General features: G+C 67.8%; 17 protein-coding genes. 10 read left to right on the top strand and 7 right to left on the bottom strand.

The features are described from left to right. Positions 1-138: 138 nt before the first annotated feature. From DIZ26_RS28740 to DIZ26_RS28730, 3 genes are all read right to left on the bottom strand, one after another. Positions 139-1302, bottom strand: coding sequence for a CaiB/BaiF CoA transferase family protein (locus DIZ26_RS28740; RefSeq protein WP_112247041.1), 1164 nt, complete (start codon positions 1300-1302; stop codon positions 139-141). Positions 1303-1467: 165 nt separating this feature from the next. Further along, positions 1468-2481: an alpha/beta fold hydrolase gene (locus tag DIZ26_RS28735; protein ID WP_112247039.1), complete on the bottom strand. Its 1014-nt coding sequence runs from the start codon at positions 2479-2481 to the stop codon at positions 1468-1470. A gap of 70 nt (positions 2482-2551) precedes the next feature. Further along, complete coding sequence (locus DIZ26_RS28730) at positions 2552-4363, bottom strand: hypothetical protein (RefSeq protein WP_112247037.1); 1812 nt, start codon at positions 4361-4363, stop codon at positions 2552-2554. A gap of 104 nt (positions 4364-4467) precedes the next feature. Here DIZ26_RS28730 and DIZ26_RS28725 point away from each other — a divergent pair, with 104 nt between their 5' ends. After that, on the top strand, positions 4468-5235 hold the full coding sequence (locus DIZ26_RS28725; RefSeq protein WP_232828658.1) for a MerR family transcriptional regulator: 768 nt from the start codon (positions 4468-4470) through the stop codon (positions 5233-5235). Positions 5236-5275: 40 nt separating this feature from the next. On the opposite strand, the gene DIZ26_RS28720 is transcribed toward DIZ26_RS28725, so the two are convergent. The 3 genes from DIZ26_RS28720 to DIZ26_RS28710 all read right to left on the bottom strand — a co-directional run bounded on the left by DIZ26_RS28720 (position 5276) and on the right by DIZ26_RS28710 (position 8383). Beyond that, entirely contained in the window at positions 5276-5536 is a 261-nt protein-coding gene (locus DIZ26_RS28720; RefSeq protein WP_157979839.1) for a hypothetical protein, read from the bottom strand. Continuing rightward, positions 5533-6846, bottom strand: a complete 1314-nt coding sequence (locus DIZ26_RS28715) for a hypothetical protein (RefSeq protein WP_112247032.1) — start codon at positions 6844-6846, stop codon at positions 5533-5535. Before DIZ26_RS28715 ends, DIZ26_RS28720 begins: the two co-directional genes overlap by 4 nt. A 70-nt stretch (positions 6847-6916) precedes the next feature. Further along, positions 6917-8383 carry a flavin-containing monooxygenase gene (locus DIZ26_RS28710; RefSeq protein WP_112247030.1) on the bottom strand — a complete coding sequence of 489 codons (1467 nt, stop codon included), beginning with the start codon at positions 8381-8383 and terminating at the stop codon, positions 6917-6919. A gap of 69 nt (positions 8384-8452) precedes the next feature. Here DIZ26_RS28710 and DIZ26_RS28705 point away from each other — a divergent pair, with 69 nt between their 5' ends. From DIZ26_RS28705 to DIZ26_RS28665, 9 genes are all read left to right on the top strand, one after another. After that, positions 8453-9082 (top strand): TetR/AcrR family transcriptional regulator, encoded by a 630-nt coding sequence (locus DIZ26_RS28705; protein ID WP_112247028.1) that lies wholly within the window; start codon positions 8453-8455, stop codon positions 9080-9082. 293 nt (positions 9083-9375) lie between these two features. After that, positions 9376-10158, top strand: a complete 783-nt coding sequence (locus DIZ26_RS28700; RefSeq protein ID WP_112247026.1) for an inositol monophosphatase family protein — start codon at positions 9376-9378, stop codon at positions 10156-10158. Between the two features lie 83 nt (positions 10159-10241). Next, the gene (locus tag DIZ26_RS28695; protein WP_112247024.1) at positions 10242-11096 is read left to right on the top strand and encodes an EamA family transporter; all 855 of its coding nucleotides are present in this window, start codon (positions 10242-10244) and stop codon (positions 11094-11096) included. Between the two features lie 170 nt (positions 11097-11266). Beyond that, a complete protein-coding gene (locus DIZ26_RS28690; protein ID WP_112247022.1) occupies positions 11267-12169 on the top strand; it encodes an ABC transporter ATP-binding protein in 903 nt (300 codons plus the stop codon). Next, entirely contained in the window at positions 12166-12900 is a 735-nt protein-coding gene (locus DIZ26_RS28685; protein ID WP_112247020.1) for an ABC transporter permease, read from the top strand. The genes DIZ26_RS28690 and DIZ26_RS28685 overlap by 4 nt, the downstream gene beginning before the upstream one ends. Positions 12901-12930: 30 nt before the next feature. Then, positions 12931-14094 carry a sensor histidine kinase gene (locus DIZ26_RS28680; RefSeq protein WP_157979838.1) on the top strand — a complete coding sequence of 388 codons (1164 nt, stop codon included), beginning with the start codon at positions 12931-12933 and terminating at the stop codon, positions 14092-14094. Then, positions 14091-14699, top strand: coding sequence for a response regulator transcription factor (locus tag DIZ26_RS28675; RefSeq protein WP_112247015.1), 609 nt, complete (start codon positions 14091-14093; stop codon positions 14697-14699). Before DIZ26_RS28680 ends, DIZ26_RS28675 begins: the two co-directional genes overlap by 4 nt. 78 nt (positions 14700-14777) lie before the next feature. Next, positions 14778-15872 (top strand): sulfite oxidase, encoded by a 1095-nt coding sequence (locus DIZ26_RS28670; RefSeq protein WP_112247014.1) that lies wholly within the window; start codon positions 14778-14780, stop codon positions 15870-15872. Positions 15873-15967: 95 nt separating this feature from the next. Then, positions 15968-16207 carry a hypothetical protein gene (locus DIZ26_RS28665; protein WP_112247012.1) on the top strand — a complete coding sequence of 80 codons (240 nt, stop codon included), beginning with the start codon at positions 15968-15970 and terminating at the stop codon, positions 16205-16207. Between the two features lie 234 nt (positions 16208-16441). Here DIZ26_RS28665 and DIZ26_RS28660 read toward each other — a convergent pair whose 3' ends face one another. Next, positions 16442-16945 (bottom strand): hypothetical protein, encoded by a 504-nt coding sequence (locus DIZ26_RS28660; RefSeq protein ID WP_157979837.1) that lies wholly within the window; start codon positions 16943-16945, stop codon positions 16442-16444. Positions 16946-17073: the final 128 nt, after the last annotated feature.

The raw sequence follows: 17073 nt of genomic DNA, 5'->3' as shown, positions 1-17073 counted from the left end.
ACCCGTCAACCCCTGACCCCCACCGAACGCTGGATCGAGACCACCAACCGCTTGCGCCGCTCGACCCGCAACGAGCCTAGGCCGGACAGCCCTCGGCCAACACCTGTTCCACCACGATGGAAAGGCGGCTGGGGTGTCTCAGGCGTCTTCGTCCAGCCAGGCTTGGACGGAGGCGTTGTGTTCGCCCAGGCGAGGTGGCGGGAGGTTCGTTTCGCGCGCGCCGGCGTACGGGTTGTCGTCGAAGCGCAGCGGCGGACCGGGGAGCTGGATCCGGCCGAGGGTCGGGTGGTCGACGTCGATGAGCAGACCTTGCGAACGCGTCTGCTCCCACTCGTACACCTGCTGGAAATCGCGCACCTTCCCCGCCGGAATCCCGACAGCCGCCAGCCGCTCCAGCCAGACATCCGCCGACTCCACGGCGAACGCAGCCTCGATCGCCGCCGTCAGCTCGTCGCGATGCGCCACCCGGGCAGAGTTGACCGCGAACCGCGGATCGGCCGGATCGAGGCCGACCACGGGTGCGAACGTCCGCCATTGGCCCTCGCTACCGACCGCGACCTGCACGATGTCGTCCCGCGTGCGATACATCCCGTACGGCGCGATCTGCGCGTGGTGATTCCCCACCCGCTCCGGCAACTGCCCCGCGACCGTCCACTTCGTCCCGTGGAACGCGTGCACTCCGACCACCGACGCCAGCAAACTGGTCCGAACCACTCGGCCCTTGCCGGTGATGTCGCGCTCGTGCAACGCGGCCAGCACCCCGTAAGCGCCGTACATCCCCGCCAGCAGATCCGCGATCGGCACGCCGACCTTGGTCGGTTCGACCGCACCGGTGATGCTCATCAAACCGCCCTCACCCTGCGCGATCTGGTCGTACCCGGCCCGCCCGCCATCCGGCCCGTCGTGCCCGAACCCGGTGATCGACAAGATCACCAGCCGCGGATTCAGCGCGTGCAATCGCTCGGTGGAGAACCCGAGCCGATCCAGCACGCCGGCCCGGAAGTTCTCCACCAGTACGTCGGCCCGCCGCACCAGTTTGGTCAGGAACTCCTTGCCCTCGGCCGACTTCAGATCGGCGGTGACGGACTCCTTGTTCCGGTTCGCCGACAGGAAGTACGTCGACTCCCGCTCGTCCTCCGCCCCGACGAACGGCGGCCCCCAGCCGCGACTGTCGTCACCCCCGGCCGGCGTCTCCACCTTGATCACCCGGGCCCCGAGATCCCCCAGCATCATCGCCGCCTGCGGCCCGGCCAGCGCCCGAGTGAGATCGACGACCACAAGATCCGAGAGGAGGTTCTGCACCCCGCCACCCTAGGCGTTCGGCCCCGGATCGTCGGTGGTGCGCATCACGGCGGACCGCCAGGCCATCAGTACTCGCCGCGCTCACCCGGCGCCAGGCGGGCGAGCGTCGGGGCGAGGCACAGAAACCGGCTTACTGATGGCCTGGGCGTCCGCCTCCCCCCAAGGTCAGAGTTCCCGAGCCTTCCGGGCGAGCGACGCGAGGCGGTGGGTGACGTCTCGGGGGCGTTCCTGCATGAGCATGTGGCCGGCGCCGGGGTACATCCACAGCCGCGCGCTCGGGAGCAGTTCGGCCATCCGGTTCGCGTGGCGTGGCGGGAGCAGGCGATCCCGGGTGCCATGCATGATCTCGACCGGGATGTCCGACAGAACCTCCAGCGCGTGCCCGAGGTCGTGTTGCGTGATCGCCTCGAAGAAGCCGCTGTACGAACGACCGGGCGTCGCCTCCAGGTCCGCCAACAGGATCTCCACCTCGGCCGGATCGACCTTCTTCCCGAACACCAACCGCCGAACCGCCGGCCGCCGCAACCCCGGCCCCAACTCCCGCAACAACGCCCGTACCGCGCGCTGCCGCGTCTCCGCCTCCACCGCTCCGACCGCCTCAACCGCCTCAACCGCCTCAGCAGTCTCCGCCGCCGTACGCCGCTGGGCGCGGCGTTCCATTCGCTCGCCGGCCAGGTGCATCGCGCGCGGTGCGACCACGGCCGCCACACCGTCGAAGCGGGCCGGCAGTCCGAAGGCGCGGGACGAGATCTGGCCCGACGAGGTGCTGACCAGCGCCGCCGCCTTGATCCGCGAGCCGAACAACTCCGGTCGCCGATCGGCCAGCGCCATCAACGTCATCCCGCCCATCGAGTGCCCGGCATAAACCACCGGTCCTTCACCCACAACGGAATCCAGGACCGCAAGAAAATCGTCAGCCAGCTGGGAAATCCGCGTCGACCCGGCCGGCGCCGCCGCGGACCGTCCATGCCCGCGATGGTCGTAAGCCACCACCCGTACGGCGGATGGCCCGAGCACCTGCGGCAGCCCGCTCAACTGGTGATGCCAGCTCCGCACCGAACAGGTCCACCCGTGCACCAACACGACCGTCACCGGCGCGTCCGGCGAACCAGTGCTCTCAACATGCAACCGGACCCCGTCGGGCGTGACCACCCCGGTCCGTTCAGCTTGAACAGTCATAGCTCCACCACCTTACGAGCAACGGCGGCCGGGACGTCCCCTGCGAGCCCCGAACCGCCGCTGCCCAGTCTCATGCGGTCTCCTTCTCACGCTTGTTGCCCTGCGCAAGCAAGTGCGCAGCCCGCAGCCGCCCACCACGAGCGCCACGACCCACCAGCCAGGCGATCCCCGCCACCTCCAGCGACCCGACCACCGCGAGCAGCGCATAGCCGCCGTTCCACATCCAGCGCGGTACGTCGGTCCGCTCCTCGCGCCGCAGCACCTGCTGCTCGCCGATGAAGTCGACCTTCTGTCCGTCCGACACCTGCACGGCAGGCTTCTCGATCTTGGCATCCTCCGGCGCGTAGACCCACATCGCGACCAGATCCCGCGGACCCTGGTGCAACCGCACCATCGACTTCCACTTTCCGTACATCGGCAATGGATCCGTCGACCGATAGGTGCCCTCGGCAATCTTCTTCATCGGATGCGTCATCGACCCGCCACCTTGCCAGGCCAGCGCCTGGAACCAGCGCGCCCCGTCGGCCGCATCGGCGGGATCCAGCTTCACCGTCACGTACGCCGTGGGCTCGGCGCCGGTCGCCACTCGCTCCAGCGAGACCGTGGCGCTCACGCCCGGATTCGCCGAACGCGGCACGCAGAAGAACAGCGTCGCGACGACTACAACCAGCCCGAGCGCGCCGAGTTGATGCGTACGCCGTACGGGAGGTGTCTCGCGAACCTCGCCGGCCACCTCGGCGTACCGGGTGGCGAGCCAGGCACCCAGGAGACCAGCGCCGATCCCGGTGACCACGCCGAATCCGAGGGCGGACGGGATCATCGAGGCCGGCCAGTGGATCGGCATCCAGACCTGGCTCCACCAGAATTCGACCAGGACGCCGACCGTACCGATCAGCGCACCCGCGACGACGCCGAGCCGGAAGCGGTTCTTGTTGCCCAGGGCAAAGGCCGTGAGCTCGACCAGTGCGGCCTCGGCGACCAGCAAGGGGAAGTGACCGAGGATCTCACCGAGCGGCTGGTTGACCGCCCAGGCGATCGCACCGCGGATGACGAGGAACACGGCGAGCGCGGCGAACGCCGTACCGGGGCCGCGCCGGGCTCGCAGCAGCGTGAACGCGAGCGCCGCGCCGAAGACGATCAGGATCGGCTGCAAAATCAAGGGGAACTGCGGTACGCCGTAATTGAACTCGGTGCTGAACAGGTCCCAGGCGATCAGCAAGGCGCCGACGGCAACGATCTCCTGGATCCGGCGCCGCACGTTCAGGCCGGCCAGTTGCTCCACCTCCGCAGAAGCGAGCAGCCGGGCGAAGATCGAGAACACGACGCCGCCGATCATCAACAGGTGCGTCGGTCCCCAGAGCGTCACGTCCTCGCCGAACAACCGGTGCCACATGTCGTCCAGGGGAAAGCCGACCAACGCGAACGTTCCACAGACCGTGACGAGCGCGGCGCTGCACGGGATCCGCCAGCCTTTGGTCAGCTTGATCGTCCGGGCCGGCAGCGGCTTGCGAGCCAGCGCGATCGGCAGCACACCGGAAATGATCACGCCGAGGATGCCGAAGAAGATCGGGTAGTGCGCCGGCGTACCGAACGGGCCGGTGTCGCGGCCCCTGTCGATGTGCACGGCGATGTCCCACCAGACGCCGAAGGCGCAGGCCAGCAGCGAGACGGCATGCAGGTACGGCGTCAACGCAGCCCATCGGGGGACTCCGTCCAGTCTCCCGATGGTGTCCGCGAGACGCCCTACCAGCGTGACCCGGCCGGTGCGTTCCCGCCACAGCAGCACGGCGAGTGCGAGGTACATGAGGGACACCAGGCCGGTGACGATCGCGATCTGGCCGAACGTCGCGGTTCCGGTCGAGGCCGCCAGTGGGACGGTCATTCGGCACTCCCTGGGTTCGATCGGCTGAGCATCGCCCAGATCCGCATATGTCATGGGCGATGTTACATAAGCTATGTAACGTGGAGTCTGGAAGACTGTCAAGGGTGGGAGGACAGCTGCCGGCCGAGCCGGCCACCGAGGAGCTCACCATCGACCAGCTCGCCGCGAAGGTGGGCATGACGGTGCGCAACGTCCGCGCGTACGCCGGCCGTGGGCTGATCCCGCCGCCCCGGCTGGCCGGCCGCACCGGGTACTACGGCGCCGACCATGTGGCCAGGCTCACGCTGGTCCGCGAACTGCTCGACAAGGGCTACACCCTGGCCGCGGTCGAGCGGATGATGAGCGAACTCCCCGACGGCGCCCTCGCGCTCGGCGTCTTCGAGACCCTGGTCAGCCCGTGGACGCCGGCCGAACCCGAGGTCATCACCGAGCAGCAACTGGCCGAGCGGGCCGGCATCCCGCACAACCCCGACACCATCGCCAAGCTGGTCGACCTCGGCATCGCCGAACGGCAGGACGACGGCCGGCTCCGGATCTCGAACCCGGATCTGCTCCGCACCGGCCTCGAGGTGATCAAGCTCGGCGTCCCACTGGACGCGATCTTCGAGATGCTGCCGAAACTGCTGGACCACGCGGACGCGGTCGCGAAGATCTATGTCGAACTGTTCCGCAGTACGGTCTGGCGCCAGTTCGCCGATGCCGGGCTGCCGGCCGAGGGGTGGCCGGAGATTCAGCGCACCCTCGAAGGCATCATCCCGCTGGCCGGCCAGGCCCTGGTCGCTGCCTTCCGCGAAGCGATGGGCCGCGAGATCGAAGCCGTCGCCTACGAGGAACTCGGGGTCGCCCCCGACACCGTGCCCTCCACCGGCTAGCCCGGCGTACGGGTCAGGAGACGCCGCCGCACGGCGGCCGTCAGCGCGGCGCTCGCGAGCGCTCGGCGGCTCCGGCCAGGTCCGTCACAGCCGCGCTGAAATCTGCCGCGCCGTCGGTCTGCCCGCCACCGTCGGCTGCCTCGCCGGGATCACCGAGGTCGCCGATGTCGGCATCCCAGTCGTCTTCGTCGGTGGACTCGGCTTCGTTGCGGCGGGCGATGCGGATGAAGGCGATGATGAGCAGGATCGGCCCGAGGAACATCGCCGTTTCGGGGATGCCGCCCATATGCAGGGCGATCATGAGGCCGTCACCAGTGCGATCCCGCCGGCGGTGAAGGCGACCATCGCCGCCAGCATCGGGTACTGCGCGCGCCGCAACTGGCGACGCCGGAACAGCTGAGCGGCGCGATCGTGAGCGGCCACCACCCCGAGTATGTGGCCGAGCACGATCGCACCGATCTGTACCGCGGCGATCAGACCGGTCCCGAGGAACGCATAGTCGATCTGCATCCCCTTGGTCCCGAGCAGATCCCACCCACGACCGAACGGATCGGACGCCAGCAGTACGCCCGCTTGCCCTTGGAACAAGGCAAAGGAGAAGTAGTGCGCCACGGCGTACCCGATCGCAATCGGCACCAGCGAGTGCACGAACGCGCCAGGCAGCCCGGCGTCACCGACAGCACCCGGTCGCACCATCGAGGTGCCAGTGGATCGCGCCGCCAGCAGGAACAGGCCGGAGACCACCGCGACAGCCGCGATCAGGCCGATCGTGTAGACCACGAGGTGCCCGGTATGGCTGAGTTGGCCGGTGCGGCTTGTCCAGGCGGACCATCGGCTGATGCCGTCGAAGGCGGTGGATCCGAGCAGCAGGCACAGCAGACCGACGACGCCCGGCTGCTGCGGGATCGTGGCCAGCCCGGCGAGCGGGTTGCGCAGTACGAGTTGATGTTGGTCGTTGCGGCCGAGCGGGCTCAGCTTGGCGAGCACTTCGGCGTACACCTCGAAGCTGTCGCCGATCGCGAACCAGCGTGGACCGAAGACGATGCCCATAGCAACGTTGGCGACAGCGTAGGTGGTCACGAAGATCGCAACCACTCGCGGCTCCGAGCCCTCCGGACAGACGAGCTCCAGCCAGAGGAACGCGGCGAGCCCAGCAACAGCCGGCCAGTACTCGATGCCCTGCGGCAGTCGCCGGTACGCCGTACGCGGGATCGCCGTCGCCAAGGTGCGGAGCGGGTTGGCGAGCCGCCAGATCGGCCCGAGGAGCAGCGATACCGGGATGATGCCGACCCAGATCCACACGTACAACCAGGTCGGCGCCGGGTTCAGCGAGGGGTCGGAACTGCCGAACCAAGCGGTCGCCAGCAACAACATGAGGGCCGCGAGGCCGATTGCCTTGAGCAACCACCTGGCCGGCCGCCCATCGACGATCGCGGTCAGCCGGGCGAGCGTCGTACCGGCGGACCGACCGGCCGGCTCGAAGCGTGGGCGGGACCAGAAGGCGGCGAGGGCGAAGAACGACACCGCCACGGCCGCGCCGGCCGAGTACACGGCCAGCCACAGCGGGACCGGGAGGTCGCCCCGGCCGCCGATGCCGTGCAGCGGGATCATCGGCGCACCCTTCGACCAGGTATGTGACCGATCGAATGTAACACGATCGATGTCACATAGTGAAGGGCTGCTAGGCGGTCCGGTACTGACTGCGGTCGAAGTGGCTGGTCAGCCGGCGGAACCAGAAGGTGAAGGACGGCCAGAGAGTGGTGTTGCGGCCCTCGGCGTCGAGGTACCAGCTGGTGCAGCCGCCGCGGGTCCAGATCGTGTTGCGCATCGACGAGCGGACGCCGTCGACGAACTCGCGCTGCACCTCCGGCCGGACCTCGACCTCTTTGATGCCCTCGGCATCCATCGTCTTGATCGCGTCCAGGATGTAGGCGATCTGCGACTCGATCATGAACACCATCGAGCTGTGCCCCAGACCCGTGTTCGGCCCGATCAGCAGGAAGAAGTTGGGGAAGCCGCTGACCGCCGTACCGAGGTGTGCTTCCATCCCGTTGCTCCAGGCCTCGCGCAGGGTCAGCCCGTCGCGGCCGTGCAGCATGTCCATCACCGGCAGGTCGGTGACCCGGAACCCGGTGCCGTAGATGATCGTGTCGACCTCGTGCTTGACGCCGTCGTCGGTGACGATGCCGGTCGGGGTGACCTCGTGGATCGCCTCGGTGACCACCTCCACGTTCGGCTGCGCGACGGCCGGGTAGTAGTCGTCGGAGATCAGCACCCGCTTACAGCCCAGGGTGAAGTCGGGCGTTAGCCTGGCGCGCAACTCGGGATCGCGGATCTGCTCGGCGAGGTGGCGCTCGGCGATTTTCTGACCCTGCTTCATGATGCCGGGAAGCTTGGCGAAACCGAGGACCAGCGACTCGCGCGACCAGTAGATACCGGCGCGAACCGCCTTCTGCACAAAGGGAAACGCCTTGTAGATCCGCTTCTCCGCCGCGGTGATCCGGCGATCCGGCCGCGGCATCACCCAGGGCGGTGTCCGCTGGAACAGGTGAAGTTCCTCGACCTCGGGCTGGATCGCCGGCACGAACTGGATCGCCGATGCGCCCGTCCCGATCACCGCGACCTTGCGTCCACTCAGGTCGAGATCGTGATTCCACTGCGCGGAGTGGAACACGTCGCCCTCGAAGTTCTCGATTCCCTTGAGTTTCGGGTACGACGGCTCGGCCAGCGGCCCCATTCCGGACAGCAGCAGGTCGGCCGTGAACTCGCCCTGGCTGGTGTGGATCCGCCAGTGGCCGTCCTCCCAATGCGCCGCCTGGACCGCGTGCTCGAAGCGGATGTGCGGGCGGACCGCGAAGCCGTCGGTGACGTTGCGGAGGTACTCCTCGATCTCGGGCTGCGGCGAGAAGGTCGACGACCAGTCCGGGTTCGGCGCGAAGGAGAACGAATAGAGATGCGAGGGGACGTCACACCGGCAGCCCGGGTACGTGTTGTCCCGCCAGGTCCCGCCGACGTCCTTGGCCCGCTCCAGTACGACGAAGTCGTCGTACCCGGCCTGCTTCAGCCGGACCGCCATCCCGATCCCGGCGAACCCGGTCCCGATCACCACGATCCGGTGATGTGTCGAGGTGTCCTGCACGGTCGCCATCGGGAACCTCCGAGCGTCGGGAGTCAAGTTACTCCCAGTAAGTTACTCGGAGTCAGTTAGACTTCGCAAGTGACCTCGACCACTGACCACGCAGTACCGCCGAAGCGGCGGCGGGACCGGGCTGCGCGGGAGCGGGAGATCCTGGACGCGGCCGAGCGGATCTTCGGCGAGCGCGGCTACCAGGGCACCTCGATGGACGAGATCGCCGCCGAGGTCGGCGTCTCGAAGCCGCTGATCTACCAGTACTACGGTTCGAAGGACGGCCTCTTCCTCGCTTGCCTGTCCCGCCTGCGCGCCCAGCTCCTCGACGCCGTCTCCGAGGCCGTTCTCGCCGCCCCGGACGCCGAGGAGGCGATGAAGGCCGGCTTCGTCGAATGGTTCTCGTTCCTCGACGACCACCCACGCGCCTGGTCCGTCCTCGTCGACGAAGGCATGCTCGCCGCCGGCCCGGCAGCCCAGGCCGCCGACGAGGTCCGCGCCGACTTCGTCGAACTGATCGCCACCATGGTCCGCCTCAACCTCCCCGCGGGCCACGCCTTCACCGAGGACGAGATCCAGATCGTCGCCCAATCCATCTCCGGCGCCACCGAACGCCTCGCCATCTGGCGCACCAAACACCCCGCCCCACCCTCCCCCACCCAAACCGCCACCACCTTGATGACCTTCCTCTGGCAAGGCCTCAACACCCTCCGCGCTTAACCCGTACGCCGGAAAAGCAGCCCGCTCCGCGCCTGCCCTCAAGGACGTCTCGCTCAGTTGGCCGAAGGAACTGCGGATCCGCCACCGGTCGGCTGAAGGTGCAGCCGTACGTGCGCCGACCGCTCGGATGTTGTTCTTACCGACAGGAGGTGCTCCTCAAAAGCCTGCCGGAGAAGGCGCGGCGGAGCGTGGGAGGCAGGCCCGAGATTGGCTACCTCCTGTCGATCGGTACACAGGCGCCGACAGGTAGGCGGTGTCCGCCGGCTGGCCTCGCGCAAGTGTTGGATGGGGATATGGGTGAGCACAGCGGGTCTGATGTGGAGTTGGCGATTGCGGCGGTGGAGGCTGGGGCTGCGGTGGTGCGGAGTCAGTACGGCACTCCGGTGGGGCGGCATGTGAAGTCGGCGACGGACTTCGCAACCGATGCGGACCTCGCGGCGGAGAAGGCGATTCTCGAGGTGATCCAGGGGGCACGGCCTCAGGATGCGATCGTCGGGGAGGAGTACGGCGCGAGCGGCAATGCCGATGCTCCGAGGCGATGGTTGGTCGACCCGTTGTGCGGCACGCTCAACTTCGCCGCCGGTACGCCGCTCTTCTCGGTCAACGTGGCACTGCAGGGTGACGTCGCCGCGGTCGCCGATCCGGTGTCCGGCGAGACCTTCTGGACCGACGGCGAAACCGCCCGCGTACGCCGGAATGGCTCCGACTCGCCCTTGGCGCCCTCGGCGGACTCGCGACTGGTCGACGTCAATCTCGATCCGATCACCGACGGCGGATTTCTCGGCTCGAAGCTGCTGACCGATCCGACGTTCCGGGAGACGTTCGCCCAGCGCGTCTTGTCGACGACTTTGGCCGTCGCTTGGGTCGCGGCCGGACGACGCGCCGCCTATGTGACCGACGGCAACCTCCGCGACAGCGTCCACTTCACTGCCGGGATCGCGCTCTGCCAGGCAGCCGGCTGCATCGTCACCGACCTGCGCGGACTCCCCGTCCACTCCGGCCCGGGCCTCATCGCAGCCGCCGACGCACGAACGCACGGGGCTCTTCTCGACATCATCGCCCCCTATCTCCGCTGATCCTGTCGTACTACGTGGCCGGCGCGGGTCCCAGGAGGTGGGCGGCGGCGAAGCACGTAGTACGGGCGTGATGTGATCGGGGGGTGCGTAAGTTGCAAGTGCCGCCGACGGTCATGGTGCTGGGTGGGGTGGTGTCCGTCCAGTTCGGTGGGGCGTTGGCGGCTCAGCTGATCCAGCGACTGGGGGCCGTGGGCACCGTTTCGCTTCGACTGGCGTTGGCAGTGCCGATCCTGCTGGTGATCGCCCGGCCACGACTGAGGCAACGAACCAAGCGGGATGTCGCAGCAGTGGTTGCCTTTGGCATCGTGTTGGGATTGATGAACCTCAGCTTCTACCTCTCACTGGAGCGCCTCCCGCTCGGCGTCGCGGTGACGATCGAATTCATCGGCCCGCTCGGCCTCGCCGCGGCGATGTCACGCAAGCGCCGGGATCTCATCGCCGTCGCCGGAGCCGCACTGGGCGTCGTACTGGTGAATGGTCATGAACTCAGCGCGGTCAACTGGCTCGGCGTCGGGTTCGCGGGGCTCGCCGGGGCGCTCTGGGCTTGTTACATCCTCCTCAGCGCGGAGACCGGGCGACGGTTCGCGCAGCTCGACGGACTGGCGCTGGCGATCGTGGTCAGTGCGCTCGTCACCGCGCCGCTCGGCATCGCGACCGCGGGCGGCGAACTGCTGCACTGGCATTCGCTGGTGACCGGACTCGCCATCGCGCTGCTCTCATCCGTCCTCCCGTACTCGCTCGAGACGCTCGCGCTGAGAAAGATGAAGCCGGCCGTGTTCGGCATCCTGATGAGCCTCGAACCGGCCGTCGGCGCCACCGCCGGATTTCTCATCCTCAGCCAGCGCCTCGCGGCCATCCAGCTCGCCGGAATGGCCTGCGTCGTCGCGGCCTCCATCGCGATCACCCGAACGCCCCGAACCGAGGCGCCGGACATCTGAGACCGCGCGGCGGAACTCGAAGGGCCCGCCGCGTTGCGGGGAGCCCTGGTCCTGGAACCCCTGAACAGCAACCCTGACCGACGACCCTGAGAAGCGGCTGACGAATGTCATGGGTGGATCATGACGGCCGATCCAGGATGCGGACCCCGCCCGGCGGGAGCATTCTGGGTATGACGACAACGACTGCGGTCACCCTCAACGGTGTGACCAAGAGGTACGGCGATGTGCAGGCCGTGGCCGGGGTGGACCTCACGATCCGGTCGGGCGAAGTGGTGGCGATGCTGGGGCCCAACGGCGCCGGCAAGTCCACCACCATCGAGATGCTGCTCGGTCTGGTCCGGCCGGACCAGGGCAGCGTGCAGGTGTACGGCTCGTCGCCGGCCGAGGCGATCGCCACCGGCAAGGTCGGCGCGATGTTGCAGAGCGGCGGCATCATCGAGGACGCCAAGGTCGGCGAACTGATGAACCTGGTGGCGGGTCTGCACAAGGAGCCCATGCCGGTGGCCGAGGCACTGGACCGGGCCGGCATCGCCGACCTGGTTGGCCGCAAGATCAAGGGCCTGTCCGGCGGGCAGAAGCAGCGGGTCCGGTTCGCGATGGCGATCATCCCGCAGCCCGATCTGATCGTGCTGGACGAGCCGACCACCGGTATGGACGTGGAGTCCCGCCGGGACTTCTGGGCCTCCATGCACGCCGAGACCGCGCGCGGCCGGACCGTCCTGTTCGCGACGCACTATCTGGAAGAGGCCGACGCGTACGCCGACCGCGTGGTGCTGATGCGCAACGGCAAAGTGGTTGCCGACGGCACCGCCGCGCAGATCAAGGCGGGCGTCTCCGGGCGGACGATCCGGGCCACCGTCCCGGGGGCCGACCTGGCCGCCCTCGCCGCGCTTCCCGGCGTACGGAATGTCGAGACGCGGGGCGACGTGGTGCTGCTGCAATGCGCGAACTCCGACGACACCCTGCGCCACCTGTTGAACAACACCCCCGCACACGACATCGAGGTGACCTCGGCCGACCTCGAGGACGCCGTCCTGGCGATCAGCGACGCTGAAGAGGAGTCCCTGGCATGAACCTCGACTACCTGAAGTTCGACATCCGCCGTACGCTGCGGAACCGGCGAGTGGTGATCTTCGCGATCCTGATGCCGCTGGTGCTGTTCGCCATCTTCGGCCTGACGATCCCGAAGGACGCCAGCCAAAGTGGGATCTCGGCGATCGCCTACGTGATGGTCAGCATGGCCATCTTCGGCTCGATGTCCGCCGCGATGAGCAGCGGTGGCATCATCGCCGCCGAACGTGACGGCGGCTGGAACCGGACGCTACGACTCACCCCGCTGAAGCCGCAGGCGTACGTCGTTTCGAAGGTGATCCTGTCGCTGCTGCTGGCGATTCCCCCGCTGGTGGTCGTCTTCCTCTTCGGTATGACGGCCGGTCACGTCAGCCTGAGCGCTTCGCAGTGGATCTCTGTGGCGCTGGTGTCATGGCTGGGCGCCCTGCCGTTCGCCGCGATCGGCCTGGTCATCGGGTACGTCGCCAAGCCGGACAGCGTGCAGCCGATCACAGGGCTGAGCACCATGCTGATCGCCGCCTTCGGTGGTCTGTGGTTGCCGGTCGACTCGATGCCGTCGGTGATGAAGCACATTGCCCAGCTGACCCCGGCGTACTGGACCGGGCAGAGCTCGCGCAGCGCGCTGTCGCAGAGCGGACTCGACACCCACGCAGTCCTGGTGGTGCTGGGCTGGACCGTGGTGCTGGGCTTCATCGCGCTGCGCCGCTACCGGGCCGACACCGCTCGCGCCTGAGCACCGGTCCCGAGCAGATAGTTTGAGATCGTGAGTCCCCGCGAACAGCCCAGCATGCCGGGCAATCCGGACCAGTTCGAGGCCGTCGGTGCCGCGCTCGACAGCGTGCGCCGGCGGCCCGGATTCGGCTGGTTGCTGGCCGGGATCTGGCTGTTCTTCCTCAACAAGCCACTCGAGGTCATCCTCAAGCACGACAACATGCCCGAGCGAGTGCTCGGGCTGACCGCGCTGGTGTTGTTCGTGATCTGCTACATGGCGTTCTTCGGCTACGCGCGGTACCGGAACATGGCCCGGGTCACGGCGCCGCTGCCGCTGCGGCTCACCTTCATCATCGTGTTGCTCGTCCTGGGCGCGCTGATGGTGCCCGCCGCCGGGGACACCGCGCTGACGACCCTCGTGTTCGTCGAGGCGCTCGGCATCATGGTGATGTCGCTGCGGGTCGGCGTCGCGCTCGGCGTCGGGCTCCTGACGCTCGCCGAGATCTCGCTGCGATTGGTCCCTGGCTGGTCCGACGACGGCAGCTACAGCATCTCGATCGTCCTCGGCGGCCTCGCTGTCTTCGGGATGCGCCGGGCCATCCAGCGCAGCATGGAACTGGCCGTTGCGCGCCAGGACTTCGCCGAGCTCGCGGTGCAGGAGGAACGGAACCGGTTCGCACGGGATCTGCACGACATCCTGGGTCATTCGCTGACGGTGATCACGGTGAAGGCGGAGCTGGCCGGGCGGCTGATGGAGGCGAACCCGGAACGCGCTGCCGCGGAGGTAGCCGACGTGGAGCACCTGGCCCGGGCTGCGCTTGCCGACGTACGGGCCGCTGTCGCGGGGTACCGGGAGTTGAGTCTTGCGGGCGAACTGGTGGCCGCGCGCGCCGCGCTGCAGGCTGCCGAGATCAAGGCGGATCTGCCGACCGTGGTCGACGAGGTGCCTGAGGAGAATCGTGAGTTGTTCGCCTGGGTGGTGCGCGAGGGCGTGACCAACGTCGTACGGCACTCGGGTGCGAAGCGCTGCACGATCCGACTCGACGCGCAGCAGATCGAAGTACGGGACGACGGAAAAGGGCCGGCACCGAGCGGGAGCGGGACCGGGCACGGCCTGATCGGGTTGCGGGAGCGGGCCGACAAGGCGGGCGCGAGCCTCCAGGTGGGCCAGGCACCGGGTGGCGGGTTTCGGCTGGCTGTCAGAGTGGCCTCGTGAACATCCGATTGTTGCTCGCCGATGACCAGGCCCTGGTCCGAGGCGCGCTGGCCGCGCTGCTGGATCTGGAGCCCGATCTCGAGGTGGTGTCCGAGGTCGGCCGCGGCGACGAGGTCGTCGACGCCGTCCTCGCGGCCAAGCCAGATGTGGCGTTGCTGGACGTGGAGATGCCCGGGCTCGACGGCATCGAGGCTGCCGCTGCGCTGCGTACCGCCGTACCGTCTGTTCGCGTTCTGATGGTGACGACTTTCGGCCGGCCCGGGTATCTGCGGCGTGCGATGGAGGCTGGTGCGGCCGGGTTCGTCGTGAAGGACACGCCCGCCGCGCAACTGGCCGACGCAGTACGGCGTGTGCACCAAGGACTCCGCGTCGTCGATCCATCACTCGCCGCCGAGACGCTCGTCGCCGGGACCAGCCCGTTGACCGCGCGCGAGTCCGACGTACTACGGTCCGCTCGCGAGGGCGGCACCGTCGCGGACATCGCCCGCGAGCTCCATCTTTCGGAGGGCACCGTGCGGAACCACCTCTCGGCCGCCATCGGCAAGACGGGCGCCCGAACCCGCGCCGAAGCAGTCCGGATCGCTGTCGACAACGGCTGGCTCTGAGTGTTTGCTCTGAGTGTTTGCGCTCTGGTGGCGCTCGGGGCTCGTGGCCTAGGCTGACGGTTGGGGGAAGGGGTTGCGATGACCGTCGAGAACTTCAGTACGAAGAGTCGCCTTGCGGACACCGGGGAGGGCATCACCGGTGACGAACTGCAATTGGCCGCGCGGAATCACGGGATTCCCCTGGAGGCCCTGCGGTACGACGTGACGCCGCCCGGGCTGCACTACGTTCTGGTGCACTACGACATCCCGGCCGCCAATGCGGCGACCTGGCAACTGGAGATCTCTGGTTGCGTCGAGCAACCGTTGTCGTTCGGGCTGACCGCGTTGCGGGCGATGGGCCGGGAGACCGTTCGGGTCACGCTGGAATGCGCCGGGAACGGCCGGGCCGCGCTGAATCCGCGGCCGATCAGTCAGCCGTGGCTGGCCGAGGCGGTGGGGACGGCCGAGTGGACCGGCGTACCGCTGGCTGATCTGCTACGGGCGGCCGGGTTGCGCGAGGATGCGATCGACGTTGTGTTCACCGGTGCTGACCATGGGTTCGAGCGGGGCGTCGAGCAGGACTATCAGCGTGGCCTGACTGTGCGCGAGGCGCTGGATTCCGGCGCTGTCGTCGCGTGGGAGATGAACGGGCAACCGCTGCCGCCACAGCACGGATATCCGCTGCGTTTGGTGGTGCCTGGTTGGTACGGCATGGCGAGTGTCAAGTGGTTGCGGTCGATCGAGGTCATCGACCACGAGTTCACCGGGTACCAGAACGCGGTCGCCTATCGATTCCGGACCGAGCCGCACGAGGTCGGCGTGGCCGTCACCCGGATCGAACCCCGCGCTCTGCTGATCCCGCCCGGGCACCCCGACTTCATGTCCCGCCACCGTTTCGTTGCCGCCGGCCCCGTCGTACTGAGCGGCCGCGCCTGGTCCGGCTGGGCTCCGATCGAACGTGTCGAGGTCTCGGTCGACGCGGGCGTCTCTTGGTCCGACGCCAAACTCGATGCTCCGAGCAACGACCTGTCCTGGCGCCTGTTCACCTACGACTGGGACGCCCGGCCCGGTGAACACGTGCTCACAGTCCGCGCCTACGACGAAAGCGGCCACGTCCAGCCCATCGAAGCCCCCTGGAACCGCGGCGGCTTCGCCAACAACAGCGCCCAGCGCATCACGGTCCTCGTCACCTGACCCATCCCCGCGTGTCGCGTCACCGAACACCGGTTACGCAGTTCCATCATGGGAACTGTAGGCACGCACGGCACTCTCACCTGGGATGGCGAGCGATGAACGACTTGGGCACCGAAATCCACCTACACGCACGCGTCTTCCGCACCGGCCACGACTGGTACGCCGACCTCGACGACTGGAACGACCCCCAGCCGGACGACCCCTACTGGTACGGCTACTACACCTCCCAACGAGCCGCCATAGACGCCGCCTGCGCCCGCCTAGCCGCCTACCACCTCACCCAGGCCCACCGCATCAGCCACCAACTGTTGTCCCCAGCAACAACCTCAGGGTAGAAGCACCCGCATCGCGGCTCCTCCGTCGCCCGCTCGACCCACCCACCCCACCACGCCGCTCCTCCGTCGCGGCTAGAAACCGGCCGCGCTCCCCCGAGATCCCACCACACCCGAGTCTCGTGCCACCCAGCACGCGGCTCCTTCGTCGCCACTCAAACACCGGTCGCACCACCACCCCATAACGCCTCGGCCCATCCAGTCAGCGATCGGCGCTCGAGCCAGCAATATTGGCGCTCAAGAGTCAACTGAGAAGAATGTAAGCGTCGGTCCGTATTCTGTGGGTTCGTCGGAGAACCTAACCTCGAATCTCCTGTCGCTATACGCAGAGGTGAGAGCTGAAGACCAGGTTCTTTGCATGACGGCGCCCAATGCAGACAATGCAGTCCTGTCCTGCTCGGTCTGCGCAGAAAAAGCATCCCACAAGTGCAGATGATTACACGATGCCTCCACAGCAGAAACTGCAGACTGGTATTGCTCGAACCAACGATCAACTCCGGCCTGATCAAATAGACTGCTTAAGAACACCCCGTCGCGATAGTCTCGGAACTCAGGCCAAAGCAGGGCAGCCACTGAGATGGCGTCACTAGCCGAGACTCGGGCCTTGAGAAATGTCCTCAACTCGAATTCGCCCGGATAGAACATCTCTTGAACCTCGGCAAACCTGTCAAAGTTGACACCCATCCAAGAGATCGCCGGCACTCCATGGTCCATCACCGGATCAACAGCCTTTCGGGACATCTCCGGGCCTCGCAGGAATGCCGACCCGGCCGGTCTCGGGAAGATTTTACCGCTTGGCGTAGCGCGACTGGAGCGACGCACGGGCGCTCTCCCGGCGCGGGCGGAGGAGCCGGTTCGCCCGTTGAGCT

It is taken from the genome of Kribbella monticola (genome assembly GCF_003261635.1).
GTDB classification, from domain to species: Bacteria; Actinomycetota; Actinomycetes; order Propionibacteriales; family Kribbellaceae; genus Kribbella; species Kribbella monticola.
The sequence above is the reverse complement of the archived record's forward strand: the minus strand, read 5'-3'. Positions and strand labels throughout refer to the sequence as shown.

What these genes read in the sequence shown, in the direction of transcription:
- DIZ26_RS28735 (WP_112247039.1), bottom strand. Translation starts at nt 2,481, where the DNA reads ATGACTGTTCAAGCTGAACGGACCGGGGTGGTCACGCCCGACGGGGTC.
- DIZ26_RS28730 (WP_112247037.1), bottom strand. Translation starts at nt 4,363, where the DNA reads ATGACCGTCCCACTGGCGGCCTCGACCGGAACCGCGACGTTCGGCCAG.
- DIZ26_RS28720 (WP_157979839.1), bottom strand. Translation starts at nt 5,536, where the DNA reads ATGATCGCCCTGCATATGGGCGGCATCCCCGAAACGGCGATGTTCCTC.
- DIZ26_RS28715 (WP_112247032.1), bottom strand. Translation starts at nt 6,846, where the DNA reads ATGATCCCGCTGCACGGCATCGGCGGCCGGGGCGACCTCCCGGTCCCG.
- DIZ26_RS28710 (WP_112247030.1), bottom strand. Translation starts at nt 8,383, where the DNA reads ATGGCGACCGTGCAGGACACCTCGACACATCACCGGATCGTGGTGATC.
- DIZ26_RS28700 (WP_112247026.1), top strand. Translation starts at nt 9,376, where the DNA reads ATGGGTGAGCACAGCGGGTCTGATGTGGAGTTGGCGATTGCGGCGGTG.
- DIZ26_RS28690 (WP_112247022.1), top strand. Translation starts at nt 11,267, where the DNA reads ATGACGACAACGACTGCGGTCACCCTCAACGGTGTGACCAAGAGGTAC.
- DIZ26_RS28685 (WP_112247020.1), top strand. Translation starts at nt 12,166, where the DNA reads ATGAACCTCGACTACCTGAAGTTCGACATCCGCCGTACGCTGCGGAAC.
- DIZ26_RS28670 (WP_112247014.1), top strand. Translation starts at nt 14,778, where the DNA reads ATGACCGTCGAGAACTTCAGTACGAAGAGTCGCCTTGCGGACACCGGG.
- DIZ26_RS28665 (WP_112247012.1), top strand. Translation starts at nt 15,968, where the DNA reads ATGAACGACTTGGGCACCGAAATCCACCTACACGCACGCGTCTTCCGC.
- DIZ26_RS28660 (WP_157979837.1), bottom strand. Translation starts at nt 16,945, where the DNA reads ATGTCCCGAAAGGCTGTTGATCCGGTGATGGACCATGGAGTGCCGGCG.